The 25,850-nt window shown below is 66.7% G+C and carries 24 protein-coding genes; 15 read left to right on the forward strand and 9 right to left on the reverse strand.

Translation table 11 applies throughout. The features are described 5' to 3' along the window. The first annotated feature begins 10 nt into the window (after positions 1-10). Positions 11-1,210 carry an alkaline phosphatase family protein gene (locus AC5RUF_RS00430; protein ID WP_494129338.1) on the forward strand — a complete coding sequence of 400 codons (1,200 nt, stop codon included), beginning with the start codon at positions 11-13 and terminating at the stop codon, positions 1,208-1,210. Positions 1,211-1,212: 2 nt separating this feature from the next. Then, positions 1,213-2,043, forward strand: coding sequence for a thymidine kinase (locus AC5RUF_RS00435; RefSeq protein WP_494129339.1), 831 nt, complete (start codon positions 1,213-1,215; stop codon positions 2,041-2,043). Between the two features lie 89 nt (positions 2,044-2,132). Here the strand turns inward: AC5RUF_RS00435 and sepH are convergent, their stop codons facing one another. Further along, positions 2,133-3,485 carry a septation protein SepH gene (sepH, locus tag AC5RUF_RS00440; protein WP_494129340.1) on the reverse strand — a complete coding sequence of 451 codons (1,353 nt, stop codon included), beginning with the start codon at positions 3,483-3,485 and terminating at the stop codon, positions 2,133-2,135. 315 nt (positions 3,486-3,800) lie between these two features. Here sepH and AC5RUF_RS00445 point away from each other — a divergent pair, with 315 nt between their 5' ends. Beyond that, complete coding sequence (locus tag AC5RUF_RS00445; protein ID WP_494129341.1) at positions 3,801-4,100, forward strand: DUF4193 domain-containing protein; 300 nt, start codon at positions 3,801-3,803, stop codon at positions 4,098-4,100. A gap of 4 nt (positions 4,101-4,104) precedes the next feature. Here the strand turns inward: AC5RUF_RS00445 and AC5RUF_RS00450 are convergent, their stop codons facing one another. Further along, the gene (locus AC5RUF_RS00450; protein WP_494129342.1) at positions 4,105-4,566 is read right to left on the reverse strand and encodes a DUF3093 domain-containing protein; all 462 of its coding nucleotides are present in this window, start codon (positions 4,564-4,566) and stop codon (positions 4,105-4,107) included. 190 nt (positions 4,567-4,756) lie between these two features. Between AC5RUF_RS00450 and dut the strand changes: the two genes are divergently transcribed. From dut to AC5RUF_RS00470, 4 genes are all read left to right on the forward strand, one after another. Beyond that, complete coding sequence (gene dut / locus AC5RUF_RS00455; protein WP_494129343.1) at positions 4,757-5,257, forward strand: dUTP diphosphatase; 501 nt, start codon at positions 4,757-4,759, stop codon at positions 5,255-5,257. A gap of 210 nt (positions 5,258-5,467) precedes the next feature. Continuing rightward, positions 5,468-6,238 (forward strand): DUF3710 domain-containing protein, encoded by a 771-nt coding sequence (locus tag AC5RUF_RS00460; protein WP_494129344.1) that lies wholly within the window; start codon positions 5,468-5,470, stop codon positions 6,236-6,238. 2 nt (positions 6,239-6,240) lie between these two features. Next, positions 6,241-6,582: a single stranded DNA-binding domain-containing protein gene (locus AC5RUF_RS00465; RefSeq protein ID WP_494129345.1), complete on the forward strand. Its 342-nt coding sequence runs from the start codon at positions 6,241-6,243 to the stop codon at positions 6,580-6,582. Next, on the forward strand, positions 6,579-7,328 hold the full coding sequence (locus AC5RUF_RS00470) for a DUF3159 domain-containing protein (protein ID WP_494129346.1): 750 nt from the start codon (positions 6,579-6,581) through the stop codon (positions 7,326-7,328). The genes AC5RUF_RS00465 and AC5RUF_RS00470 overlap by 4 nt, the downstream gene beginning before the upstream one ends. On the opposite strand, the gene AC5RUF_RS00475 is transcribed toward AC5RUF_RS00470, so the two are convergent. Then, positions 7,223-8,029 (reverse strand): potassium channel family protein, encoded by an 807-nt coding sequence (locus AC5RUF_RS00475; protein ID WP_494129347.1) that lies wholly within the window; start codon positions 8,027-8,029, stop codon positions 7,223-7,225. The two genes, AC5RUF_RS00470 and AC5RUF_RS00475, sit on opposite strands and share 106 nt — an antisense overlap. Then, entirely contained in the window at positions 8,026-8,700 is a 675-nt protein-coding gene (locus tag AC5RUF_RS00480; protein WP_493998475.1) for a potassium channel family protein, read from the reverse strand. Before AC5RUF_RS00480 ends, AC5RUF_RS00475 begins: the two co-directional genes overlap by 4 nt. A gap of 226 nt (positions 8,701-8,926) precedes the next feature. Between AC5RUF_RS00480 and AC5RUF_RS00485 the strand changes: the two genes are divergently transcribed. The 6 genes from AC5RUF_RS00485 to AC5RUF_RS00510 all read left to right on the forward strand — a co-directional run bounded on the left by AC5RUF_RS00485 (position 8,927) and on the right by AC5RUF_RS00510 (position 17,946). Further along, on the forward strand, positions 8,927-10,216 hold the full coding sequence (locus tag AC5RUF_RS00485) for a class I SAM-dependent RNA methyltransferase (RefSeq protein ID WP_494129348.1): 1,290 nt from the start codon (positions 8,927-8,929) through the stop codon (positions 10,214-10,216). A 354-nt stretch (positions 10,217-10,570) separates the two neighbouring features. Beyond that, positions 10,571-13,396: an aconitate hydratase gene (locus AC5RUF_RS00490; protein ID WP_494129349.1), complete on the forward strand. Its 2,826-nt coding sequence runs from the start codon at positions 10,571-10,573 to the stop codon at positions 13,394-13,396. A gap of 172 nt (positions 13,397-13,568) precedes the next feature. Beyond that, positions 13,569-15,542 carry a 1-deoxy-D-xylulose-5-phosphate synthase gene (dxs, locus tag AC5RUF_RS00495; RefSeq protein ID WP_493997255.1) on the forward strand — a complete coding sequence of 658 codons (1,974 nt, stop codon included), beginning with the start codon at positions 13,569-13,571 and terminating at the stop codon, positions 15,540-15,542. A gap of 49 nt (positions 15,543-15,591) precedes the next feature. Continuing rightward, positions 15,592-16,446, forward strand: coding sequence for an SDR family oxidoreductase (locus AC5RUF_RS00500; RefSeq protein WP_494129350.1), 855 nt, complete (start codon positions 15,592-15,594; stop codon positions 16,444-16,446). 50 nt (positions 16,447-16,496) lie between these two features. Then, positions 16,497-16,814, forward strand: coding sequence for a hypothetical protein (locus tag AC5RUF_RS00505; protein ID WP_493997439.1), 318 nt, complete (start codon positions 16,497-16,499; stop codon positions 16,812-16,814). Positions 16,815-16,968: 154 nt separating this feature from the next. Continuing rightward, complete coding sequence (locus AC5RUF_RS00510) at positions 16,969-17,946, forward strand: aldo/keto reductase (RefSeq protein WP_494129351.1); 978 nt, start codon at positions 16,969-16,971, stop codon at positions 17,944-17,946. 240 nt (positions 17,947-18,186) lie between these two features. Here AC5RUF_RS00510 and AC5RUF_RS00515 read toward each other — a convergent pair whose 3' ends face one another. Together AC5RUF_RS00515 and AC5RUF_RS00520 are read right to left on the reverse strand one after the other, a co-directional pair. Continuing rightward, positions 18,187-18,474, reverse strand: a complete 288-nt coding sequence (locus AC5RUF_RS00515; protein WP_494129352.1) for a DUF4287 domain-containing protein — start codon at positions 18,472-18,474, stop codon at positions 18,187-18,189. A gap of 305 nt (positions 18,475-18,779) precedes the next feature. Further along, complete coding sequence (locus AC5RUF_RS00520) at positions 18,780-19,445, reverse strand: TetR/AcrR family transcriptional regulator (protein ID WP_494129353.1); 666 nt, start codon at positions 19,443-19,445, stop codon at positions 18,780-18,782. A 99-nt stretch (positions 19,446-19,544) separates the two neighbouring features. Between AC5RUF_RS00520 and AC5RUF_RS00525 the strand changes: the two genes are divergently transcribed. After that, complete coding sequence (locus AC5RUF_RS00525) at positions 19,545-20,474, forward strand: SDR family NAD(P)-dependent oxidoreductase (RefSeq protein ID WP_494129354.1); 930 nt, start codon at positions 19,545-19,547, stop codon at positions 20,472-20,474. 164 nt (positions 20,475-20,638) lie between these two features. Here AC5RUF_RS00525 and AC5RUF_RS00530 read toward each other — a convergent pair whose 3' ends face one another. Both AC5RUF_RS00530 and AC5RUF_RS00535 read right to left on the reverse strand, forming a co-directional pair. Then, positions 20,639-22,768, reverse strand: a complete 2,130-nt coding sequence (locus AC5RUF_RS00530) for a 3-hydroxyacyl-CoA dehydrogenase NAD-binding domain-containing protein (protein WP_494129355.1) — start codon at positions 22,766-22,768, stop codon at positions 20,639-20,641. Continuing rightward, the gene (locus AC5RUF_RS00535; RefSeq protein ID WP_494129438.1) at positions 22,768-23,982 is read right to left on the reverse strand and encodes a thiolase family protein; all 1,215 of its coding nucleotides are present in this window, start codon (positions 23,980-23,982) and stop codon (positions 22,768-22,770) included. The genes AC5RUF_RS00530 and AC5RUF_RS00535 overlap by 1 nt, the downstream gene beginning before the upstream one ends. 223 nt (positions 23,983-24,205) lie before the next feature. Between AC5RUF_RS00535 and AC5RUF_RS00540 the strand changes: the two genes are divergently transcribed. Next, positions 24,206-25,135, forward strand: a complete 930-nt coding sequence (locus AC5RUF_RS00540) for an alpha/beta hydrolase (protein WP_494129356.1) — start codon at positions 24,206-24,208, stop codon at positions 25,133-25,135. Here AC5RUF_RS00540 and AC5RUF_RS00545 read toward each other — a convergent pair. After that, positions 25,117-25,659 carry a hypothetical protein gene (locus AC5RUF_RS00545; RefSeq protein WP_494129357.1) on the reverse strand — a complete coding sequence of 181 codons (543 nt, stop codon included), beginning with the start codon at positions 25,657-25,659 and terminating at the stop codon, positions 25,117-25,119. The two genes, AC5RUF_RS00540 and AC5RUF_RS00545, sit on opposite strands and share 19 nt — an antisense overlap. Positions 25,660-25,850 lie beyond the last annotated feature (191 nt).

Consider the following 25,850-nt stretch of genomic DNA (forward strand, 5'->3'; position numbering starts at 1 on the left):
TGTTCCCGCTGTGCCCGAATCCCTGCCTGCAGCCCCGGCCTACGGAACCCGTTCCGTGGCGGATGTGCTGTCCAGCGCTGCCGCCGTGCTGGGTGTGCCCGGCTACGACAACCTGTTGAACCTGCCCGAGGCACGCCGTGTATGCGTGGTGATGGTGGACGGACTGGGGATGTCCCTGCTGAAGAAGCGCGGCGGCCATGCCCCGTTCCTCAAGGGTTTCCTGCCCTCGGCGCGCACCCTGAGTGCGTCGTTCCCCACCACCACCGTGGCCTCGCTGGCATCGCTTGGCACCGGGCTGCCGCCGGGCCGCCACGGACTGGTCGGCTACGACGTCCTGGACCCGGGTCAGGACAAAGTGGTGAACATGCTCGGCTCCTGGGATGCCGGCGTGGATCCGCTGCAGTGGCAGCCCTATCCCACGGTATTGGAGAAGGCTGCCGAACATGTTTCCGTGGCGACGGTCAGCCTGCCGCGCTTCGCCGATTCGGCGCTGACCCGGGCGGCATTGCGGGGCGGGGAGTTCCTTCCTGCCTCCGGGGTGCATGCGCGGGTTTCTGCAGCAGCTGACGCCCTGGCCGGTGCCGACCGGATGCTGATGTACCTCTACTGGAACGAACTGGACAAGGCGGGGCACCGTTACGGTGCCGCCTCTCCGGAATGGGGTAACCAGCTTGAGGAGCTGGACAGTGCCTTGAAGCGCCTGGTGGCGCGGGTGCCGGCCGGGACCCTGGTGGTGCTGACGGCGGACCACGGCATGGTGGACGTACCGGTGTCCCAGCGTTTCGATTTCAGCTCCGAGCCGGAACTGGTCAACGGGGTCCGGCATACGGCGGGGGAGCCGCGCATGGTGCACCTGTACCTGGAACCTGATGCCGGGACCGGGGCACTGGAACGCCTGAAGGCGGCCTGGCAGGCAGCGTACGGCAGCCGCGCCTGGATCTTTACCCGCGACGAGGCGGTCCGGGCCGGTTACTTCGGCCCCGAGGTGGACCCGGCAGTGCTGCCGCGCATCGGTGACCTGATGGTGGCCGCCAGAGAACCGATCGCCCTGTACGACACCCGCCGCGTTGCCGCCTCCGCCCTGGAAGTGAACGGCCAGCACGGATCACTGACCAAGGCCGAATGCGAAGTGCCGCTCCTGGTCCTGGCAGCCCCCGAAACATCCACCCGCAAACACGCCGGAGCCCAGCGGGCCCGCGGCGGAAAGTAGTCATGGCAGAACTGGTCTTTTTCTCGGGCACCATGGACTGCGGCAAGTCGACGCTTGCGCTCCAGATGGACTACAACCACAGCGCCCGCGGGCGCGGCGGCATCCTGTTCAGCCGCAATGACCGGGCGGGGGAGTCAATGATCTCCAGCCGGCTCGGACTGCAGACCCCTGCAGTGGAAGTACGCGACGCCACGGACTTCTGGGAGGAAGTGCTGCGCTGCCGGGAGGCCGGCCACAACGTGGACTACCTCATTTGCGACGAGGCGCAATTCTACAGCGCCGGCCAGGTGGAACAGCTGGCCTACATCGTTGATGAAATGGACATCGACGTGTTCGCCTTCGGAATCACCTCCGACTTCCGCACCCGCCTCTTCCCGGGATCCGCCCGGCTGGTGGAGCTGGCGGACCGGATAGAGGTCCTGCAGGTGCGTGCCCTGTGCTGGTGCGGGCGGCGGGCAACGCACAACGCCCGTACCGTCGACGGCGTTATGGTCACGGAGGGCGACCAGGTGGTGGTCGGCGACGTCGAGTCACGCACCGCAGCAACGGCTGCCGCATCCGGCACCGGCGAAGCCGCCAGGGACGCCCCGCTGTATGACGACATGCCGCTGTTCGAAGCTGATGACCTGCCGGGCGTCAGCCACGGCAGCACGGGCGGAGAGCACGCCGCCGCCGCTCCGGAACCGGCCGTGGGATACGAGACCCTCTGCCGCCGGCATTACATGCGGCGGGTAACCGCGCAGCAGGCGGCGGCCCTGGAGGAATCCGAAAGCCCGGCACCCACCGAGGTCTGCTCCGTGGAACTGCGGACCGGGCGGCACCGGCGCGGCTGAGGATTCCGGCGGGTGCAGGACCTGACACCCGGCTTAAAACTCGAAGGCCGCCGGACTTGGTCCGGCGGCCTTCGAGGTGGCAAGGCGGGTCAGTCGCCCTTGGTGCCGAAGACAATCTCGTCCCAGGACGGAACCGAGGACCGCTTGGGCTTGATGGCGCGGCGTTCCTGCGTGCCGTCCGTCTTGCCGTCGGCCTTGGTGGCCTCCGGCTCCTCGGGGCGCTGGCCGCGGCCGCCGTTGGGCAGACGGTCCCAGGGGAAGTCCCGGCCGGCGTTCTTCCGCGCTGCAGGCTCTGCGGTGGTCTCCTCCGGCACCTCGGTGTCCGGTTCGGCGGCGTCGGCCTTGCCTGTCCCGCGGTCAGCGGCATCCTGTGCTTCAGCGTCGGGGGTTGCTTCGTCGCGGGTGCTGCGGCGCCGGAAGGGCCGGGCCAGGACGCTGATTTCCCGGGTCTGGGTCACGCTACCGGGAAGGTTGACGGGGTCAACAGGGTCTTCGGTGTCCGCTGTATCAATCGACGGCGCCAGCGTCAGCCGGCCGGTCCGCGGGCGGCGTCCGTTGTCTTCCTCTTCCTCTGCATCGGCGCGTCCGTCGCGGGGATGGGCGGCCGGCACGCTGCCCTTGGCCAGCAGTGCCGCCAGGGCGTCATCACCGTCTTCGTCGCTGCCCAGCCGCTGCCCGCGCCGGGTGCGCAGGACCTCGAGGATGCTGTCGGTGTCATCGGAGGGTTCCTCCGGACCGCTTTCGGCCTCGAAATCGAAGACGCGGTCCGCAACGGCGGCCAGGCGCCGGGTGGGCACGGGTGTGTCCAGCGGTTCCAGTTCACTCAGGACCTGGGCCCAGCGGTTGGTGTTGGTCACGCTCTTGCGCAGCGGGCTGAAGATCCACCGGGCGGGTGGCTCCTCACCGACGGCCACCCGTGATTTTTCGGTCAGTTCGAAGCGGGCCACAACGTCCCAGCTGCCGTCCGGACGCCGCCAGGCATCCCACTGGGCGGAATCGGGATCAACGCCGAAGGCCCGCAGGCGGTGGCGGACCATATCGCCCAGGTTGACCGGGTTCTCTCCGAAGGCGCTGCGGTATCCGTCATGGGTGGCGGACATGGGTGCGGCTACCTCAACGGCCTGCGCCTGCCGGGCAACATATTCCCGTTCGGCAAGGACGGGGCCTTCGTAGCGGCGGATATGCGCCAGGTCGAGGCCGGACAGCTCGGCAACCTCTTCGGCGCTGGCACCGGAGCGGATCCGGGACTGGATGTCCCGCGGGGTCATGCCCGGGCCTGATCCGGAGGATGTGTCGGCCTGCGGAGCGGAGCGGTGCGCGGGACGCGACGCAGCCACCCGGAGGGCTTCGTCGATCCGAAGGCGGAAGGTTTCCCCGCCCTTGCCGCTTAACAGCAGATGTTCGCCACCTTCATGGACACCCACCAGCCGTAGATCCTGCATCAAAAAATCCTCCACCCGATAGCAATTCCTTCTTGAAACAATGCCATCCCCGACGGCGAAAACCTAAGCTTTGCGCGGGTGTGGCGCGTTTCAGCTGCTCCGGCGAGCCCCCTTAGAACACGCCGTCGGGGATCGGCCCGGCGCCCGGTTCGCTTTTTGATCCGGGTTAGGTAAAAATCTCTGCACGACGGGCACAAAACAGGTATCCGTGGCGTTGATATCTCCGAGTCACTCCAGACGGGTCCGCACAGCCGGTCCTGCGCGGACTCGGACAACGGCGAAACACCACTCAACCGGACGGTGAGAAAAGACATTATGGCGACGGATTATGACGCCCCGCGCAAGACGGAAGAAGACGCCGGCGAGGAGTCCATCGAAGAGCTGAAGACCCGGCGGACCGACCCCGGGTCGGCGGTTGTTGACGAAGACGAAACAGAAGCGGCCGAAGGTTTTGAGCTGCCCGGCGCGGACCTTTCCAGCGAGGAGCTGCTGGTGCGGGTGATGCCCGCCCAGGCGGACGAGTTCACCTGCGCCTCCTGCTTCCTGGTCCGCCACCGGTCACAGATAGCCCTTGAAAAAAACGGGATGTTCTACTGCGTGGACTGCGAAGGGTAGGTCGTCAGCGGCTCAGGGCCTCGACAAGCTTTTCCGGATGGCGGGAGGACGTGAGCCAGTACGGGGTCCGGTCCGCCGGGTCCGTGATTTCCATCCGGACCACCGGAGAAATCCATCCGCGGATGCACAGATAAGCCGTGGCGTTCAAAGCGGGGCCGCGCTGCAGGGTGGCGTCGTCGCCGCGGAAGGCCTCCACCTTGCCGATGTAGTGCCGTTCAATCTGCGCCCGGCCCACCTGGAGGGTCTCCGGGGTAACCCGGATCAGCGGGGTGGAGAGGATCAGCAGGACGGCAAGGATAATTGCGGCGATAATCGCGGCCGTGATTCCCGCAAAGAGGCTGATGGGTACGAAGACCAGGATGCACGCCGCGGCGAGGCCTGCGGCCACCAGCCAGATCCAGATGGAGGGTGTGAGCCGCTCGGTGTACAGCACGGCGTTGGGGCTCTTGGCAGTAGGGGATGACATACCTTTAGCTTTCCACCTTTGCGCAGGCATTTCATCCCGCGCCGTGCCGGGTTCGGACAGCCCGGGTTCCGTACAGGAAAACGCGCTAAAGTGAGTGCGTTGGCCCGGGCGGCCCGGCCTGTGCAGCAGCCCCCGCTGCCACACTGCATGTGCCACACTGCACGCAGGACATGATGCATACGCACAGGACATGTTGGTCGAAGTGAAACCGGAGAAACTGGTGCAAGGAGCAGGGACACCCCTGAAGGTACAGATCAAGATGCTCGACGACGGGCTGGAACCGCCGTCGTACGCGCACCCGGGCGACGCCGGTGCGGACCTTCGCTCGCGCATCGACTTCACGCTCGCCCCGGGGGAGCGCCGGCTGATCCCTACCGGCGTCGCCTTGGCGCTGCCCCACGGATATGCGGCTTTTGTGCATCCCCGTTCCGGCCTGGCCACCAAGCACGGCATCAGTATTGTCAACGCCCCGGGAACGGTTGATGCCGGTTACCGCGGGGAGATTTCAGTGACGCTTATCAATACGGATACCGCCGCGCCGGTATCGCTGCGGCGCGGGGACCGGGTTGCCCAGCTGGTGATCCAGCGGGTGGAAATTGCAGAGTTCGTGCCCGTTGACGAGCTGCCGGATTCCGTCCGCGGCACCGGCGGCTTCGGTTCCACCGGCGGGTACACGGCCATCCCGGTCTGATCCGGTCCCGGGCTGATAGGGCCCCGGCCGGCGGAAGCCGCGTCCGGGAACCATGCCGGCCGGGAAGATACCCGCGCCGGCTGGCCCGGCTGCCGGGTCGTTCGAAGGAGCCTCCGGACGGGCACCCGCGCAGGAGCTTTCCGGGCGCACTGGCGGGCAGAGACTTCACTTCCTAAACAGACTTGCAGATACGAGAGAAGGAACCTGGTTATGGCATTTGGGCGCCGTAAGAAAACCAAGGCAGAAGAACCGGCCGATACCACCGCTGCAGGCACTGCAGACGCTTCGGCCGGCACCGGCGATGCCGGCAACGGCGGGACCGGCAGCGCCCCGTCCGGCAGCGGGTCCGCGGACCAGGTTGGACAGCAGAACCCGACCGGCCCTTATGACCTCAGCGACCGTCCTTCCGAGGAGGGGTACATCGATCTGGGTGCGCTGCGGATTGCCGCCTCGCAGGGACTGCAGTTGCGGTTGGAGGTCGAGGAGAAGACCCAGCGTGTTGTCGCGGTGACCTTGGACCTCGAGGGCTCCAGCCTCCAGCTCCAGGCCTTCGCAGCGCCCCGTTCGGAGACCCTTTGGGACGACATCCGCGAGCAGATCGGCAAGTCCGTGGCGTCCCAGGGCGGAACGGTGGACGAACTCACCGGAACCTTCGGCACCGAGCTGCTTGCCAAGGTCCCCGCACAGGCGCAGGACGGATCCAAGGGCTACCGGGTGGCGCGCTTCGTCGGTGTCGACGGACCCCGCTGGTTCCTCCGGGGCGTTTTCGGCGGGCCTGCCGCTATGAACCCCGACGCCGCCGGCCCGCTGGAGGACGTCTTCCGAAACGTCGTGGTGGTCCGGGGCGAACACCCGCTGCCTCCGCGCGACCTGCTGCAGCTGCGGCTGCCGCGCGACGCCTCTCCGCTGCCGCGTCCGGCCGCCGGGACCGGGAAGCCCGCCGCCCCCGAGCGCGGCCCTGAAATCACGACGATCGGCTAGCAGTGCCCACAGCCTACGGTTCCACCCAGTGCGTAAGTATCAAGTCGCTGCCTGAGCGGGGCCGCGCCTACTGCCGGGGCTACGTGTCCGCCATAACGGTGGTTCCTGTCACGGAATCACCGCGCTTTACCGCCGTGATGGAGGATGCCGCCGCCGTCTACCGCGCGGCAGGCCCCGGACCCCGCCCGAAGGTCCGGCTGGTGTGGCTGGGCCAGCGGAGGGTGCCCGGCATCGAAGCCGGAACCTTGCTGGCCTTCGAGGGCATGGTCTCGGTTATCGACGGCCGTCCCACAATCTTCAACCCGCGATACGAAATCATTGGACGCCCGGAGGCTGACTCATGACCGCACCAAAGCCGGACAGCCAGCCGGACGGCCGTCCCGACGGCCAGCCGGACATCAACCAGCTGGCCGGACAGTACGCAGCACGCGCCGGAATGGAACGCCGGGAAGACGGGCAGATCGACGTGCTTAAGTCCGTGGGCGGCGTCCGCGGACTGGCCGAGGCCATCGTGCCCGGCCTGCTGTTTACGCTGCTCTACACGGTGGGTGCCGGCCTCAACGCCGCGCTGGTCGCGGCCGTGGCTGCCGCCGCCGTGTTCTCGGTGGCCAACCTGATCCAGCGGCGGCCGCTGGTGCAGTCGCTTACCGGCGTGGCCGGCGTCGCCATCTGTGCGTTCGTAGCCCTGCGCAGCGGCGACGGCGCCACGTACTTTGTCCCGGGGTTCTACCTCAACGGTGCCTACATCCTGGCGTTCCTGGTTTCCATCGCCGTGAAGTGGCCGGTGGCCGGACTGCTGTTCGGCTTCATCCGCGGCGAGAACCTGGACTGGCGTACCGTCCCGGTGCGGCTGAAGGCGTACATCTGGGCCAGCTGGATCATCGTGGCCGTTTTCGCGCTCCGTCTGGCCGTCCAGCTGCCGCTCTACCTGGCGGACAACGTTGCCGCCCTGGGCACCATGCGCCTGGCCATGGGCGTCCCGCTCTACGCGCTGGGGCTGTGGCTGGCGTGGGTCGTGTCCCGTCCGGCAGCCATTGTTTCCCCGGGTTCCCCTGAGGCTTCCGACTCGGCGTCGGCACCGGAGTCCTGAGCGCCGCTGCCTGACCCGGCGGCGTCATCCGCGGGGGACAGGGCACCGGGGGACAGTACGGCACGCAGTTCGTCCTCGGCGGCGATGGTGGTGATGAAGAAGAGCTCGTCGCCCGGTTCCACCACGTCGTCGCTGCTGGGCGTAATGGGTGCGTCGTCGCGCAGAATGGCCACCACGGTGGCATCCAGGGGCCAGTCGATGGAGCCGAGGGTCTTCCCGGTCAGGTGCGAGTTGTGCGGGACGGTGAACTCCACCATGGAGGACACGCCGGTCTGCAGCGTCAGCAGGCGCACCAGGTCGCCGATCTCCACGGCTTCCTCCACCAGGGCGGTCATCAGGCGCGGCGTGTTCACCGCGACGTCCACACCCCAGGAATCGTCGAACATCCAGTCATTCTTGGGGTTGTTCACCCGGCCCACCGTGCGGGGCACGCCGAATTCGCTTTTGGCCAGCAGCGAGACCACCAGATTCACCTTGTCATCGCCGGTGGCGGAGACAACGACGTCGGCCTCTTCCAGGGCGGCGTCCTTCAGCGTGGTCAGCTCACAGGCGTCTCCGATCAGCCACCGCGCGCCGCGCAGTCCGCTGCGGCCCACGCACTCGGGCTTCTCATCGATCAGCAGCACTTCATGGCCGTGGGCGAGCAGTTCCTTGGCAATGGAAGAGCCCACGCTGCCGGCACCGGCAATCACAACTTTCACAGGGACTCCTTGATTGGTTCCTTGGACAGGATCTTGCTGATTTCCGCCGTCCGGTCCACGGACATCATGGCGTGCAGGACATCGCCCTGCTGGTAGCTGCTGTCCGGCCGGGGAAGGATGCCTTCGCCGAAGCGGGTGATATAGGCGATCCGCACCGAAGCGGCGGCTTCGATGCTGCCCAGCGAGCGGCCCAGCCAGCCTTCATGCAGGGACAGTTCACCCAGGATCAGCCGTCCGGAGGATTCCCGGAAATCTCCGTTGATGCTCTGTTCGGGCAGGATGCGGCGCAGCACCTGGTCAGCGCTCCAGCGCACGGCGGCAACCGTGGGAATGCCGAGCCGCTGATAGATTTCGGCCCGCCCCGGGTCGTAGATCCGGGCCACGACGTGGGCCACGTGGAAGGTTTCGCGGGCTACCCGGGTGGCCAGGATGTTGGAGTTGTCGCCGCTGGAAACCGCGGCGAACGCGTAGGCCTCCTCGATGCCTGCGGCCTTCAGGGTCTCGCGGTCAAAACCCACGCCGGTAACCTTGCGGCCGGTGAAGGTGTGCCGCAGGCGGCGGAAGGCCCGCTCGTCCTGGTCGATGATGGCGACCGAGTGGCCGGCATTGTCCAGGGTGTGGGCCAGGCTGACGCCCACGCGCCCGCATCCCATGATCACGTAATGGGCCAAGTTGCCCTACCTCGGTTTCGGTTCGGTCCGTCGTTCTTGCTGTTGGTCTTGCTGTTCGTTCCTGCTGTTGGGTCCGGCTGTTCGCAGATCCCCGCGGGAACCAGCCGCGCCGGCGCGGAAACTGATTCAACGCAAGCTTAGTCCTGAGTCCGGCCGAAATAGCACCGCGCTCCGCTCTCGTGGTGAGATGGAGTTTTAGCCCCTTTCAGGAAGTACACGCACCCCCATGACAATTGAACTCACCATCGGCGCCCCGGCCCACGGCGGCCACTTTGTTGCCCGGCACGAAGGGCGTGTTGTTTTTGTCCGGCACGGACTGCCGGGGGAGCGGGTCCGGGCGCGGCTGACGGAATCCGGTGAGGACGCCAAGTTCTGGCGCGCCGACGTCGTCGAGGTTCTGGAGCCTGCGGAAGGGCGGGTTGAGCACTTCTGGAAGGAAGCGGACGCCCTGCGGGCCGCTGCCCGGGGCAAGCTGCCCGTGGGCGGCGCCGAGTTCGGCCACATCGACCTGCCGCTCCAGCGCCGGCTGAAGGCGGAGATCTTCGCCGAGCAGCTGCGCCGGCTGGGCGGGACCGACCTGGTTCCCGACGTCGAGCCCGCCCTGGAGGAACGTGCCGACGGCCTCGGCTGGCGCACGCGCGTGAGCTTCTCCGTGGCGCCCGGCGGACGGCTGGCCATGCACGCGCACCGGTCGGAGGAACTGGTGCCGGTTCAGGAGATGCCCCTGGCCTCCCCGGAGATCAACGGGTTGCGCCTGTGGGAGACCGATTTCTCGGGTGCACAGCGCGTGGAAGTTGCCGCGCCGGCGGCCGGGGGAGCGACCCTGGTCCTGCTGATCCCGGCTGCGGGAACGCGTCCGCGCGCCCTGGCCCGGATTGCCGCGAGCCTGCCCGACGGCGTCTCCGTGGCGGCCTGGGACCCCGAGAGCCACGAGCTGACGCGACTGAAGGGTCGGACCTGGGTACAGGAAACCGTCCTGGGCCATGACTACCGGGTCACCGGTGCCGGGTTCTGGCAGATCCACCGCAGCGCCCCGCAGACCCTTGCCCAGGCTGTTCTGGATGGCCTGGAAGTGCAGCCCGGGGAGTCCGTGGCGGACCTGTATGCCGGTGCCGGGCTGTTTACCGCTCCGCTGGCTGCCGCGACGGGCGAAGCCGGACGCGTCCTGTCCGTGGAGGGTTCCCCGGGTACCAGCCGCGACGCCCGCAAGAACCTCTTCGCCGCACCCCAGGTGCAGATCGCCCAGGGGCGCGTGGACAAGGTGCTGCGCAGTGCGGACAACCTGGACGTGGTCCTGCTGGATCCCCCTCGCGCCGGTGCCGGCAAAACGGTGGTCCGGCAGATCGACGCCGCCGCGCCGCGCGTGGTGGGGTACGTATCCTGCGATCCGGCGTCGTTCTCCCGGGACCTGGGGTACTTCCGCAGCTCCGGCTGGGAACTGGGCAGCCTCCGGGTCTTCGACCTGTACCCGCACACGCACCACATGGAATCCTTCGCCGTCCTGCGCAAGCCCTGATCCGGCTCCGGGCTGCCGCCGCTGGACCCGCCGCGGCGCCGGCTCCGGCCTCGCCCCGGAGGGCCAATATGACGGGCGCGAGGCCCGTCACGACGCGTCGTGGCCTATATCTCCTCTGCGGGCCCCTGTAAAGGCTAGGATGGGAGGCAGTTGTCCAGTCCTGCGCCTTAAACAGGGAGAAACAGGGGGTTTCCGCTTTTTGCGGGAATTCATCTCCCGGGCAGGGGGCCCGCTGGCAGGGAAATGAACCACCGGTTTCCCGTGCCGGCCCTTTTACCCGCCGGTTAGGGAGACCTAACTGGCGGGCAGTAGTGAGCTGGACAAAGATAACAAGGTGGCGAGAGGAGTCCTGTTATGACTAATGTGGACAGCTTCGGTTCCAAGGGCGTACTAGACGTCAACGGTTCCGAATATGAAATTTTCCGGCTGAATTCCGTCGAAGGCGCCCAGAGCCTTCCGTTCAGCCTCAAGGTCCTGCTGGAGAACCTGCTCCGCACCGAAGACGGTGCGAACATCACTGCCGACCACGTACGTGCCCTGGCGCAGTGGGATGCAGCAGCAGAGCCCAGCACTGAAATCCAGTTCACCCCCGCCCGGGTGATCATGCAGGACTTCACCGGTGTCCCCTGCATTGTGGACCTGGCGACCATGCGCGAGGCCGTAGCCGACCTCGGCGGCGACCCCAAGCGCGTGAACCCGCTGGCGCCGGCGGAAATGGTCATTGACCACTCCGTCCAGATCGATGCCTTCGGCAACTCCGGCGCCCTGGAACGCAACATGGAGATCGAGTACCAGCGCAACGGCGAGCGGTACCAGTTCCTCCGCTGGGGCCAGACGGCATTTGATGACTTCAAGGTAGTTCCCCCGGGAATGGGTATTGTGCACCAGGTCAACATCGAATACCTGGCCCGCACCGTGATGACGCGCGAAGTGGACGGCGTGCTGCGCGCCTACCCCGACACCTGCGTCGGCACCGACTCCCACACCACCATGGTCAACGGCCTGGGCGTGCTCGGCTGGGGCGTTGGCGGCATTGAAGCCGAGGCGGCCATGCTGGGCCAGCCCGTCTCCATGCTGATCCCGCGCGTTGTCGGCTTCAAGCTGACCGGCGAAATCCCGGCCGGCGCCACCGCCACCGACGTTGTGCTGACCATCACCGAAATGCTGCGCAAGCACGGCGTTGTGGGCAAGTTCGTCGAGTTCTACGGTGAGGGTGTCGGCGCCGTGCCGCTGGCCAACCGCGCCACCATCGGCAACATGAGCCCCGAGTTCGGCTCCACCGCCGCGATCTTCCCGATCGACGACGTGACGCTGGATTACCTGCGCCTGACCGGCCGCTCCGAGGAGAACGTGGCCCTCGTCGAGGCCTACGCCAAGGAACAGGGCCTCTGGCACGACCCGTCCAACGAGGTCAAGTACTCCGAGTATCTCGAGCTCGACCTGTCCACCGTAGTTTCCTCCATCGCCGGTCCGAAGCGTCCGCAGGACCGCGTGGAACTGACCAACGCCAAGACCCAGTTCCGCAACGACCTGAAGAACTACGTCCACGAGACGGTCGAAGCTGAAAACGGCACTGTTGACGAGACCCTGGAAGAGACCTTCCCGGCCTCGGATGCGCCGTCGTTCAACGCCAACGCCACGCACGTCGAGGATCACGAGCACGACCTGGTTGCCGAAGCCGACGCTCCGGCACAGCGCGCCAGCAACTCCGTGCCGGTCACCATGGCGGACGGCCGCAGCTTCGAGCTGGACCACGGCGCCGTGACGATCGCCTCGATCACCTCCTGCACCAACACGTCCAACCCCTCCGTGATGATGGCCGCAGCAGTGCTGGCCCGCAACGCGGTGGAGAAGGGCCTCGCGTCCAAGCCGTGGGTCAAGACCTCCGTGGCTCCGGGCTCGAAGGTTGTGACGGACTACTACGAAAAGTCCGGGCTGATCCCGTACCTCGAGAAGCTTGGCTTCTTCGTGGTCGGCTACGGCTGCGCCACCTGCATCGGCAACTCCGGTCCTCTCGAAGAGGAAATCTCCGAGGCGATCAACGAAGCCGACCTGGCCGTCACCGCAGTGCTCTCAGGCAACCGCAACTTCGAAGGCCGCATCAACCCGGACGTCAAGATGAACTACCTGGCTTCCCCGCCGCTGGTAGTTGCCTACGCCCTGGCCGGCACCATGGACTTCGACTTCGAAAATGACCCGCTGGGCCAGGACGAAGCCGGCAATGACATCTTCCTGAAGGACATCTGGCCGAACCCGGTCGAGGTCCAGCAGATCATCGATGCCTCCATCGACAAGGAAATGTTCTCCAACAGCTACGACACCATCTTCGAAGGTGACGAGCGCTGGCAGTCCCTGCCCACCCCCGAAGGCGCAACCTTCGAGTGGGATACGGAATCCACGTACGTTCGGAAGCCCCCGTACTTCGAGGGTATGAAGGCACAGCCCGACCCCGTCACGGACATCGACGGTGCACGCGTGCTGCTGAAGCTGGGCGATTCGGTCACGACCGACCACATCTCCCCGGCCGGTTCCTTCAAGTCCGACACCCCGGCAGGCAAGTACCTGCTGGAGCACGGTGTGGCCCGCAAGGACTTCAACTCCTACGGCTCGCGCCGTGGCAACCACGAAGTCATGATCCGCGGCACCTTCGCCAACATCCGCATCAAGAACCAGCTGCTCGACGGCGTTGAAGGCGGTTTCACCCGTGACTTCAGCCAGCCGGACGCACCGCAGGCTGCCGTTTATGATGCCGCGATGAACTACCAGGCCGCCGGCACCCCGCTGGTTGTCCTGGCCGGCAAGGAATACGGCTCCGGTTCCTCGCGTGACTGGGCTGCCAAGGGCACCGCACTGCTGGGCGTCAAGGCCGTCATCGCCGAGAGCTACGAGCGGATCCATCGCTCCAACCTCATCGGCATGGGCGTCCTCCCGCTGCAGTACCCGGCCGGCGTCAACGCCGAATCGCTGGGCCTGACCGGTACGGAGACCTTCTCGGTTGAGGGTGTCACCGAACTGAACAACGGCAACACGCCCAAGACCGTTCGGGTCACGGCCACCCCCGAAAACGGGGAAGCCATCACCTTCGATGCCGTCCTGCGCATCGATACCCCGGGTGAAGCCGACTACTACCGCAACGGCGGCATCCTGCAGTACGTGCTGCGCCAGATCTCCGCTAAGTAGCAGTACACGCACCACGCTCAGGGCCCCGTTTCCCCGATCCGTCCGCTGGACGGAGGAGGGAAGCGGGGCCCTGATGCATCAAGAGGGAACCGCGGAACATGCGCCGCGCGTTAGAGTTAACCATTGCGACGGTGTGCAGTGCCGCCGATACCGACTCAAGGGAGGCACCCTGTTGGGACTTCTGGAAACAATCCGGGATCCTCGGGACCTCAGCAGGCTTTCGCTGACACAGCTGAAGCGGCTTGCTGAAGAGATCCGTTCATTTCTGATCACCAATGTCGCCCAGACCGGCGGCCACCTCGGGCCCAACCTGGGCGTGGTGGAACTGACCATGGGGATCCACCGGGTATTCGATTCCCCGCGGGACAGCATCGTCTTTGACACCGGCCACCAGTCCTACGTCCACAAGATCCTCACCGGACGGCAGGACTTCGCCACCCTGCGCCAGCAGCACGGACTGTCCGGCTACCCCTCGCGCGCCGAATCCGTGCACGACATCGTGGAAAGCTCCCACGCTTCCTCGTCCCTGTCCTGGGCGGACGGCATTTCCCGCGCCCGGCAGCTCAACGGTGAAGGCGACCGCTACACCGTAGTGATGGTGGGCGACGGCGCCCTGACCGGCGGCATGGCCTGGGAAGCACTGAACAACATCGCGGCGGACCAGCGCCGGCGCGTGGTGATTGTGGTCAACGACAACGGTCGATCCTACGCCCCGACCATCGGCGGGCTGGCCGACTACCTGGCCTCGCTGCGCCCTACCATTGACGCGGTCCGCACGCACCACGCCTATGAGAACACCCTCGGCTGGTGGCGCGAACGCCTGCAGCAGGGCGGCCCGGTGGGCAGGTTCACCTACCGCAGCCTGCACGCGGCCAAAAAGGGCATCAAGGACTGGTGGTCCCCGCAGGGCCTCTTCGAGGACCTGGGCATGAAGTACGTCGGTCCCATCGACGGACACGACATTGACGCCGTCGAACGCGCCCTGCTGAAGGCCAAGAACTACGCCGGTCCGGTCATTGTGCACGCCATGACCGAGAAGGGCCGCGGCTACGCGCCGGCCCGCGCCCACGAGGCGGACCAGTTCCATGCGGTGGGCGTCATCGACCCCGAGACAGGCGCACCGGTGGAACCGGGCGGCAAGGAATCCTGGACTTCGGTGTTCGCTACGGAAATTGCCGACATCGCCGATGAGCGCTCGGACATTGTCGGCATCACCGGAGCCATGCTCATTCCGGTGGGCCTGCACCGCTTCGCCGAGAAGCATCCGGACCGCGTGTTCGACGTCGGTATTGCCGAGCAGCATGCCCTCACCTCTGCCGCGGGCATGGCCTTTGGCGGACTGCACCCCGTAGTCGCCCTCTACGCCACGTTCCTGAACCGGGCCTTCGACCAGCTGTTGATGGACGTGGCCCTGCATAAGGCCGGCGTCACCATTGTGCTGGACCGCGCCGGCGTGACCGGCCCCGACGGCGCCAGCCACCACGGCATGTGGGACATGTCGATGCTGCAGATTGTTCCCGGACTGCACCTGGCCGCCCCGCGCGACGCCACCCGGCTGAAGGAGGAGCTGCGCGAAGCCGTGGCCATTTCCGATGCCCCCAGTGTGGTGCGGTTCTCCAAGGGCACCGTCGGTTCCGATGTCGACGCCGTGGAGCGGACCTCGGACGGCGTGGACATCCTGGCCCGCCGCCCCTCCGGCGACAGCTCCAACGACGTGCTTATCGTCAGTGTGGGCGCCATGGCGGGCATTGCGCTGGACGTGGCCGGACGGCTGGGGGACCAGGGCATCAGCTCCACCGTGGTGGACCCGCGCTGGGTACTGCCGGTGCCGCGCTCCATCATCGACCTTGCCGCTGAACACCGCATTGTCATTGTCATTGAGGACGGTGTCCGCGCCGGCGGTGTGGGTTCCCGGATCCGGCAGGAAATGCGTGCCGCCGGCGTGGATACGGCGCTGAACGAGGTGGGCCTGCCGGTGGAGTTCCTTGACCATGGCAGCCGCAACGAAGTGCTGGAGCGTGTTGGCCTGACTGCCCGGCAGATTGCGAACGACGTCGTCGCGCAGGTCCTGGGGACCAAGGTGCCGTTTGCGCGGCCCCTGCCCGGTCAGGACCTGCCGACAGGACAGGTGCCGAAAATCCAGTAGCCGAACTGTGGTTCCGGTGAGCCGGGGCCGGGAAAAGGGAGGACATGCCATGGCGGAGAACGTTCCAGCCCTCGCCGTCACCGGTGCCACAGGCGCCCTGGGAGGCGCCGTCGCCCGGCTCCTGGCCGAAGCCGGCGTCCGGCAGCGGCTCCTGGCCCGGCACACCGCCCGGCTGCCCGAGCTGCCCGACACACCGGTCTTCGCGGTGTCCTATCTGGACCGCGCGCAGGCGGTCACCGCACTGCGGGGAGTGCATACCCTCTTTATGGTCTCCGCGGCCGAGAGCCCGCACCGGGTCGAGGACCAGCAGACCTTTGTGGACGCAGCGGCGGACGCAGGAGTGGAGCACATTGTGTACACCTCCTTTATGGGTGCAGCCCCGGACGCCGTGTTCACCCTCGCCCGGGACCACTACGCCACCGAGGAGCACATCAAGTCCCGCGGGCTCGCCTACACCTTCCTGCGGGACTCCCTGTACCAGGACGTGCTGCCCACCTTCGTCCAGCCCGACGGCGTCATCCGCGGTCCGGCGGGGGACGGGCGGTTCGCGCCGGTGGCCCGGGCCGACGTCGCCCGGAGCGCGGCCGCGATCCTGCTCGCACCGGAGGAACACCGCAACCGCACGTACACCCTAACCGGTCCGGAGGAGCTGAGCATGGCGGACGTTGCCGGGGTGCTGGCAAACGTCACGGGAAGCAACGTGCGGTTCGAGGATGAGAGCTATGAAGAAGCCATCGAATCCCGTGTGAAAGCCGGTGCCGCGAAGTGGCAGGCGGTGGCCTGGGCCTCCAGCTACCAGGCCATTCCTGCCGGGGAGCTGGTTCCGGTCAGCGCCGACGTGGAGCGGCTTACCGGGACGCCGCCGGTGGGTTTTGAGGAGTATCTGCTGCGTACCCGGTCCTAGTGGTGTTGCTTGGCTCCCCTCGCGCGGTGACACCGGCTAATGTCGTAGGTATGGAACACAACGCAATGCCCGATGTCCGTCGTTTTCTCGCCGAGTGCACCGTAGGCGACCTGGACGACGCCGAGGCTGTCCCCGCAGCTGACCTTTACGGCATGTACATCATCTGGAGCGAGCAGCAGGGGACCGAGCCGCTGGCGGCACAGACCTTCTCAGCCGCCGTCCGCGAAGAAGGCATTGAGGCTGAACGCCGCCGCAGCGAGCAGGTCTACACCGGCCTGCTGCCCACCGGCGCCATTCCGATCCAGTACATCCTGGAAACCGACAAGGCCCCCGGCCCCAACAGCCCGCTGGATATCTTCCCGGCCTAGGGGCGCGAACGTCCGGACGCGGTTCCGGTTCGTGTTTTTGCTGCCGTTTTGGGTAAATCCTCCGCCGCAGGATGGCAGGGATTTCCCAAAACGGCAGCGATATCCCAAACCGTGGGCAGTTTAGCCCCCGATGCGTGGGTATAGCGTAGCTTCCATGACTTCTTACAACAGACTCGGAAATTCCGGCCTGACCGTGTCCACGGTGGGGCTGGGCTGCAACAACCTCGGCCGGCCGGGAACGCCCACGGAATCGCAGGAGGGCACGGACGCCGTCATCAATGCGGCGATCGACGCCGGGATTACGCTTTTTGACGTAGCCGACGTCTACGGGCGCACCCCGGGACTCAGCGAGGAAATGCTGGGCAAGGCACTCCGCAACCGCCGTGACGACGTGGTGGTTGCCACCAAGTTCGGCATGGACATGCAAGGTGTCAACGGCGCCGACTTCGGGGCCCGCGGCTCCCGGCGCTACATCGTCAAGGCGGCCGAGGCCTCACTGCGCCGGTTGAATACGGACTGGATTGACCTGTACCAGTTCCACACCCCGGACCCGCTGACACCGATCGAGGAAACCCTCGCGGCCCTGGATGATCTGGTCACCAGCGGCAAGGTCCGGTACATCGGGCACTCCAACCGGGCCGGCTGGCAGATTGCGGAGGCCGAATTCGTGGCGCAGATGGGCGGCTACACGCCGTTCATCTCCTCGCAGAACCACTACAACCTGCTGGACCGCCGCGCGGAACTGGAAGTGACCCCCGCCGCCGAAGCCTACGGTCTGGGCGTGCTGCCCTACTTCCCGCTGGCCAACGGCCTGCTGACGGGCAAGTACAGCAACGGCAAGGCACCCGAGGGCAGCCGGCTCACGCACTCCCGGACGAACCTCTTGGAGAACGCAGACTTTGACCAGCTGGCCGAGTTCGGCCGGTTCGCTTCCGAGCGCGGCCTGACCGAGGTCCAGGTGGCCTTCTCCTGGCTCGCCGCGCAGCCGTCCGTGGCCTCGGTGATTGCCGGTGCCACCAAGATCGAACAGGTGCAGCAGAACGCCGAAGCCGTGTCCTGGGTGCCGTCCGAGAAGGATCTCGAAGAACTGGACCGGATCTTCCCGAAGACGCCGAAGGTTGCCTTGTTCTAGTCGTGTGGGGGCCCGGAGGGTCCGGAACGGCGGCAACGAAAATCCCTTGCTCGCAGAGCTCGCTCGGACTATTAAAGCCGCCTAACCCGGACCCTCCGGGCCGCTGGCATAGGTGTGCTCAGGACGCCGAGCCGGGGTGCCGCAGGTGTACTCCGGGGGGACGGGCTGGGCAGCCGGCGCAGGTGTGCTCCGGACATGGGGGCAGTGTCTGTGCAGTGGGTCTGCGTCCGTTGGTCGGGGTTAGGCCGGCTTGGTGGCCTTGCCGTCCAGCCAGAGGGTGTCGGAATCGTCGCGGTGTGTTCCGGTGGTGCCGACGTGCTTGCTGTCGATTCCGGCACCGTTCCTGATGACGTGGACCAGTGCCATCCCATGTCCGCGGCCGAGTCCGTAGTCGGTCTTGAGCCATTCGAGGATATCCCCGGCTATGGCGCTTTCCCCGAAACCATTGGTCGTGGCGATATCCACGAGTTGGCGGGGCGTTAATCCTGTCTTGTCCTCGACCGCATCGAGGTAAGCCTGGAAGGACATGCTTTCTCATCTCTCTTCGGATTTGGGCCTAGGCTAGCGGCCGGCGCGCTGAAGTCGGACCAGTATTACCAGGATCACCGCCGTGAGAGCCAGCAGGATCCCGGCGAGAGTCCAGCGCCATGGCGCGGACCAGGGGAGAAGTACCGTCAACCAGCCAAGAACAGCGGTGGCAAGTATCAGCGCTACCATGCGCCGGCTTTGCCTGCGGTTGTCCTCAGAGGTTCCCTTCACGGCCGGCAGGCTAGCGAAGAAGTCCGTCTCTGCCCAGAGAGCCGGGGGGTGGGACAGATTCGAGCTGCGGAATGTCATGCCCGCGGCAGCACACCCAGGAGCGCCGACGTCAAGGCGGTCCTCAGAGCCTCGGTGAGGTCTACGTGGAGGACGCCCAGGGCGGGCTCCTCCGCATAGGCGGCAAGGAGGCTGGGCGGAGGCGGCACGTAGGACGACAGTGCACCGGCAGTAACCAGTGTGATCAGGCAGAACTGCCGGGCACCGTCCCCCAGCTCAGGCAGGTGCCGGCACACCAGACCGGTCATGGCCTCGAGCCTGGCCAGGGAGGACCGCTTGTGCCGCTTGGCCACCTCAACCGAAATGTTGTGCTCCAAGACGCCGCCCTGCGCCCCGAACAAGTCGCACAGTGTCAGGCGTGCCCCAAGTGATCGGCTGAGGATTTCGGCCAACTGATCAGCCCGCTCCGCCGGTGCCGCCTCCGGATGGATACCCGCTGACAGCTCCTGTGCCAACTCGGTCAGCCAGGTGCCCAGGAATTCGTCGAGCAGTTCGAGCAGCACTGCTTCGCGGGACTCGAAATAGCGCAGGACGTTGGACTTCGCCAGCCCTACCCGCCGGCTGAGCTCGTTGAGACTGACACCGGCTACCGGCATCTCGTCCAGCATTGCCGCCGCGGTATCTAAGATGGCCCGACGGCGGGCCTCTTTCTGCTCTTCGCTGCGCGCCCGCTGGAATGTCACGCGGCCAGCATACATTACGGACCGGCGGTCTATTGACGTGCGAAGGCAGGGCACTTACGTTGGACCTACTAACAGACCAACGGTACTTTAGGAGCCCCCATGAACGTCAGTTGGAACGAGAAGCACATCCCTGATCAGCACGGACGCGTGGCGATAGTGACCGGAGCCAATACCGGGCTGGGTTTCGAGACCGCCCGGATGCTGGCGGACCGCGGGGCGGCGGTAATCCTGGCCGTGCGCGACGTCGAGAAGGGCAAGCAGGCGGCTGCCCGCATAAAAGGGGACACGAGCGTTCAGGCCTTGGACCTGACCTCGCTCGAGTCGATCCATTCCGCCGCAGCGGAGCTGCGCGCGGCTCATCCGCGCATAGACCTGCTGATCAACAATGCCGGCGTGATGTACACGCCCAAGCGGACCACCGCGGACGGCTTTGAGCTGCAGTTCGGCACCAACCACCTCGGCCACTTCGCCCTGACCGGTCTGCTGCTGGACCGGCTGCTGCCGGTGCCCGGCTCGCGCGTGGTGACGGTCAGCAGTACGGGCCACCGGATCCGGGCCGGGATCCACTTTGATGATCTCCAGTGGGAACGTTCGTACAGCCGGGCGGCAGCATACGGCCAAGCCAAGCTGGCGAACCTGATGTTCACGTACGAACTCCAGCGCCGTCTCAAACCCCTCGGTACCACTGTCGCGGTGGCCGCCCATCCCGGCGTCGCCAATACGGAGCTCACCCGTAACACACCTTCGGCGCTTCGGCTGCCGGTCACCTGGCTCGCCCCGTACTTCACGCAGACTCCCGGGATGGGCGCCCTGCCCACCCTGCGTGCGGCTACCGATCCGGACGTCACGGGTGGCCAGTACTACGGCCCCGGCAACCGGTCACAGACCCGCGGCTATCCGAAACCAGTCTCCTCCAGCCCTGCTTCCCACGACGAGGCGGTCCAGCAGCGCCTCTGGACCATCTCAGAGGAACTCACGGGGGTAACCTTCCCCTTCCCCTTCCCCGAGAAGGTGAGCGACATCGACTAGCCAGCAGACAGATTGACCGCTGGGGTCCGCGCTTAAACGAAAGCGCCGGACGGACCGGAGTAGGCGGCTTTAATAATTCCTGCGAGCTCTGCGAGCAGGGATTTTCCTTGCCGCCGTTCCGGTCCGCCCGACGCGGACACACGCGGGCGAAGCAGACGGACTAACTAAGCAGCCACAGCCGCCTCGTGGAACTTCTTACCGTTGACCCGCTCGGACGCCCCGACACGGTCCAGGTACGGCGTGATGCCGCCCAGGTGCATCGGCCAGCCGGCACCGAGGATGACGCACAGGTCGATGTCCTCGGGTCCTGCCACGACGCCCTCTTCGAGCATGAGCCCGATTTCCTCGGCCAGGGCATCCTGCGTGCGGCGCAGGACTTCCTCGGACGTGGAGGGGGTGTTGCCGAAGTCCAGCATCGCCAGGGTTTCCTCCGGGATGTACTGGTTGCCGTTCTCGTCCTTCTGCCACAGGGACTTGATGCCGGCGTCGATGATCTTCTGCGAGTTCTTGGAGAGCCAGAACCGCTCACCGAAGGCCGAGTGCAGGGATTCCTGCACGTGCTGGCCCACCGGCAGGCCTACCAGGGCCAGCAGCGTGAACGGCGACATCGGCAGGCCCATCGGGCGCAGCGCGTTGTCGGCCGTGGCAGCGTCGGTGCCCTCGTCGAAGACCTTGGTGATTTCGCCGAACATGCGGCCCAGGATGCGGTTCACCACGAAGGCGGCTGCATCCTTGACCAGCACGGCGGTCTTCTTCAGCTGCTTGGCCAGGACAAACGCGGTGGCCAGCACGGCGTCGTCGGTCTTGGGTGCACGCACGATCTCCAGCAGGGGCATCACTGCCACCGGGTTGAAGAAGTGGAAGCCGACCACACGCTCGGGGTGCTTGAGGTCCGCGGCCATCTCGGTCACGGAGAGCGAGGAGGTGTTGGTGGCCAGGATGCACTCGGGGGAGACCACGGCCTCCACCTCGGCGAAGACCTGCTTCTTGACGGACATCTCCTCGAAGACGGCTTCAATGACGAAGTCGGCGTCGGAGAAGGCCTCCTTGGACACCGAACCGGTGACCAGTGCCTTGGTGCGGTTGGCGGCGTCCGGGGAGATGCGCTTCTTGGCCAGGAGCTTGTCCACTTCGGCGTGCACGTAGCCCACACCCTTGTCCACGCGTTCCTGGTCGATGTCCGTCATGACCACGGGCACCTTGAGCTGGCGGGCGAAGAGCAGGGCCAGCTGGCTGGCCATCAGGCCGGCACCGACGACGCCCACCTTGGTGACCGGGCGTGCCAGCTTCTTGTCCGGGGCGCCGGCGGGGCGCTTGCCGCGCTTCTGCACCAGGTCCAGGAATGCGTAGACGGTGGAGCTGAACTGCGGGGTCTGCATCAGTTCGGCCAGGGCATCGCACTCGGCTTCGCGGGACTCCTCGCGGGTCCAGGTCTTGCCGTTCTCCAGCAGGTCCAGCACCTTCGCCGGGGCGGGGGCAGCGTTGGAGGTCTTGGCCTCCACAAAGGCGCGGCCCTTGGCGACGGCGGCGTCCCAGGCATCACTGGCGTCGGCAGGCTCGACGGCGTTCGGCCGCTCCACCTTTTCCTCGCCGCTGATGACACGGGCGGCCCAGGTGAGGGACTGCTCGAGGAAGTCCGCCGGTTCGAAGAGCGCGTCGGCGATGCCCAGCTTGTAGGCGGCCGGTCCGGACAGGGTGCGGTTGTTGCTCAGCGGGTTCTCGATCATCACCTTGACGGCGTTCTCGGGGCCGATGAGGCGCGGCAGCAGGTAGACGCCGCCCCAGCCCGGAACCAGGCCGATGAAGGCTTCCGGCAGGGCCAGTGCACCGGCACCGGTGGATACGGTGCGGTAGTCGGACTGCAGGGCAATTTCCAGGCCGCCGCCCAGGGCCACGCCGTTGATGAAGGCGAAGCTGGGAACACCCAGGCTGCCCAGCTTGGCGTAGACGTCGTGGCCGAGCCGGGCCATGGCGTAGCCGGCCTCGATATCGGAAATCGACTTCACAGCGGACAAGTCGGCACCGGCGACCAGGTAGAACGGCTTGCCGGTGACGCCTACGCCCACAATCTCGCCCGCCTCGGCACGGGCCTTCAGCTCGTCCAGCTTCGCGCCGAGCTCGAGCAGCGTGTTCGGGCCCAGTGTGGTGGGGCGGGAGTGGTCGACGTCGTTGTCCAGGGTGATCAGCGCAAAGGTGCCGGCATTGCCGGGCAGCTGCACGTCCGAGACGTACGAGTGGGTGACAACCTCGGTGGGGAAGAGGCCCGCGAGGCGCTGGTAATCGGGAGCAGACATTACTTCGTGGCCTCCGTGGAATCGGTGTTGTAGTCGGGGTGGTTCGGGTTTTCCCAGATCACCGTGGCGCCCATGCCCAGGCCGATGCACATGGTGGTCATGCCGTAGCGGACGCTCGGGTCTTCCTCGAACTGGCGGGCCAGCTGGTTCATCAGGCGGACGCCGGAGGAGGCCAGCGGGTGCCCGACGGCGATGGCGCCGCCGTAGCGGTTCACGCGCGGATCGTCGTCGGCAATGCCGAAGTGGTCCAGGAAGGACAGGACCTGGATGGCGAAGGCCTCGTTGATTTCGAACAGGCCGATGTCCTCAATGGACAGGCCGGTCTGCTTCAGGACCTTTTCGGTGGAGGGGACCGGGCCGTAGCCCATGACCTCCGGTTCGACGCCGGCGAAGGCGTAGCCGACCAGGCGCATCTTGACCGGCAGGCCAAGTTCCTCGGCGGCGTCGGCGGAGGCGAGCAGTGCGGTGGTGGCGCCGTCGTTCAGGCCGGCGGCGTTGCCTGCCGTGACGCGGCCGTGGGCGCGGAACGGGGTGCGCAGCTCGGCCAGGTCCTCAACCGTGGTGCCCGGTCGCGGCGGCTCGTCCACCGTGTTCAGGGTCCAGCCGGTGCCGGGCTTCTTGGTGGCGACCGGTACCAGATCCGGCTGGATCTGGTTTGCGGCGTAGGCCTTGGCCAGCTTTTCCTGGCTGGCGGCCGCGTACGCGTCGGTGCGTTCCTTGGTGATGTGCGGGAACCGGTCGTGCAGGTTCTCGGCAGTGTTGCCCATGTTCAGGGCGGCCGGGTCCACCAGCCGCTCGGTCATGAAGCGGGGGTTGGGATCGGCGTCCTTGCCCATCGGGTGGTTGCCCATGTGCTCCACGCCGCCGGCAATAACGACGTCGTAGGCGCCGAAACCAATGCCCGATGCGGTGGTGGTCACGGCGGTCATGGCGCCGGCGCACATGCGGTCGATGGCGAAGCCGGGAACCGTGCGCGGCAGGCCGGCCAGCAGTGCGGCGGTGCGGCCGATCGTCATGCCCTGGTCGCCGGACTGGGTGGTGGCGGCAATGGCCACTTCGTCGACGCGTTCCGGAGGAAGGGAAGGATTGCGGCGCATGAGTTCGCGGATGCACTTGACCACCAGGTCATCGGCCCGCATTCCGGCGTAGATACCCTTTTCGCCGGCTTTGCCGAAGGGGGTCCGCACTCCGTCAACGAAAACTACGTCCCTGATCTGCCGTGATCGGCTTTGTGGGCTCACGTACTTACTCCTCTTTGAGATATGAAACGGAACAACGTCCGAGACGATGTTACTCGTGAGTAACATAGCCCGCAAGGGACGTGGAGGGAGCGGTTGCGGGCACACTCCCATATGACGTGGATCATGCCGCTCCACAACCGACCCTACCGACATACCGCTGGAACCGCAGCCTGCCGGGTACTGCTACGTTGGTCCCGTGAATGCCGTTGCCGATGCCGCCCTGGCCGGATGGCTGGCGGAGGTCCGCCGCGGCGGAACCCCGGCGCCGTCCCTGCAGCACATCCGCCGGCTGCGGGAGCCGCGGCAGCGTCCGGCCGGGCCTGATCTTCACGAGGTGCGGGACCTGCAGATACCCGGGCGGGAGCCGGTGCGGGCGCGCCTGTACCGCACCGGCTCGGCAGTCCAGCCGCTGACGGTTTTTACCCACGGCGGGGGATTCGTCTTCGGCGGCCTGGAATCGCACGACCGCCTGTGCCGCCGGCTGGCACTGCTAGCCGGAACGGCAGTCCTGGCAGTGGACTACCGCCTGGCGCCTGAACATCCGGCCCCGGCCGCGGTGGACGACGTCGTGCGGGCGCTGGAATGGGTAGCGGAGGGCCCGGGGGAGCTGGGTGCTGTGCACCCGGGGGCAGGCCTGGCCGGGGACAGCGCCGGCGGGCTGATTGCCTTCCTCGCTGCGCGGCGGCTCGCCGGCACCGCGGCGGAGCCACGGCTGCTCCTGCTCGCGTACCCGAATGCGGACCTGACGCTGGGCCAAGCGAGTATCCGCAGCAAGGGCGAGGGGTGGGGACTGTCCGTCCGGGACCTCGCGTTCCATATCTCCTTGTGGCCGCCGGATCCGTCACCGGACAGGTTGGCCCGGTTCAGCCCGCTCCACGGGTTGCCCCTGCCGCCGGGTCCCCGCGTCCTGCTGGCCACGGCGGAGCACGATCCGCTTCGGGACGAAGGAAAGCTGCTGGCCGGGCGGTTGGCCGCGGCCGGGACCGATGCCGGGTACGTGCCCTATCCCGGGCTCGTGCACGGTTTCCTGACGCTCGACCATGTGTCCCCGGCCGCACGGGATGCCGGCGCGGAACTGCTGAGGCGGTACGGCCGGGAACTGGGGCGTCAGTACTTACCCTGCTGAAGCTCGCTGCGCTTGATCCTGCCCCGCCAGCGGTGCACACATACGACCAGGACGGCGGCGAGACCGGGGAAAAAGAGCGAGCCGATGATTCCGCCCACGGTACTTCCGGCACTCTCCGTCCCGGCTTCAGCGAGCACGTCCGCCAGGAGCGGAGGCGCGACCAACAGGAAGAGGCCGCCAAAGGCGTAACCCACCACAAGCAGGATCATGCTGAAGATCCGCTTGCCGGTCTGGGATCGTGGTGCGCCCGGTGCTGCGGCCGTGCCGTATGCCGGGTACAGCTCCGCGCCGGCGAACTGCTGGCCGGGGAACTGCTGTCCCGGGTACTGCTGGCCGGGGAACTGCTGTCGGCCGGGGAACTGCTGGCCGGGGTACAGCTCCGCACCGGGGTACAGCTGGCCGGGATACTGCTGCTGTCCCGGGTATTGCTGTGCCTGCGAATCCGTTGCGTACTGTTGGTTGGCCTGGTCCTGGCCGCCGAACAGGGTCGGCCACGACTCCGGTGGCTGCTGGTTATTGCTCATGATTCCCCCAATAAAAGTGCCGTTTCCGCCGGTCCGCTCAGGACAGGGCGCAATCACCGGCCAGCATACCGGCGGGGACAGCCCTTCCCGCATACGCGCGCGTGCGGGCGCCGTTGCGACCCCTAACACCCCTGTATGCGCCCTCAGCGGAACTGCAGGCTCCGTCGGGCTCCGGATTCGGACCAATGAAC

This window comes from Arthrobacter sp. Y3224198 (genome assembly GCF_059090025.1).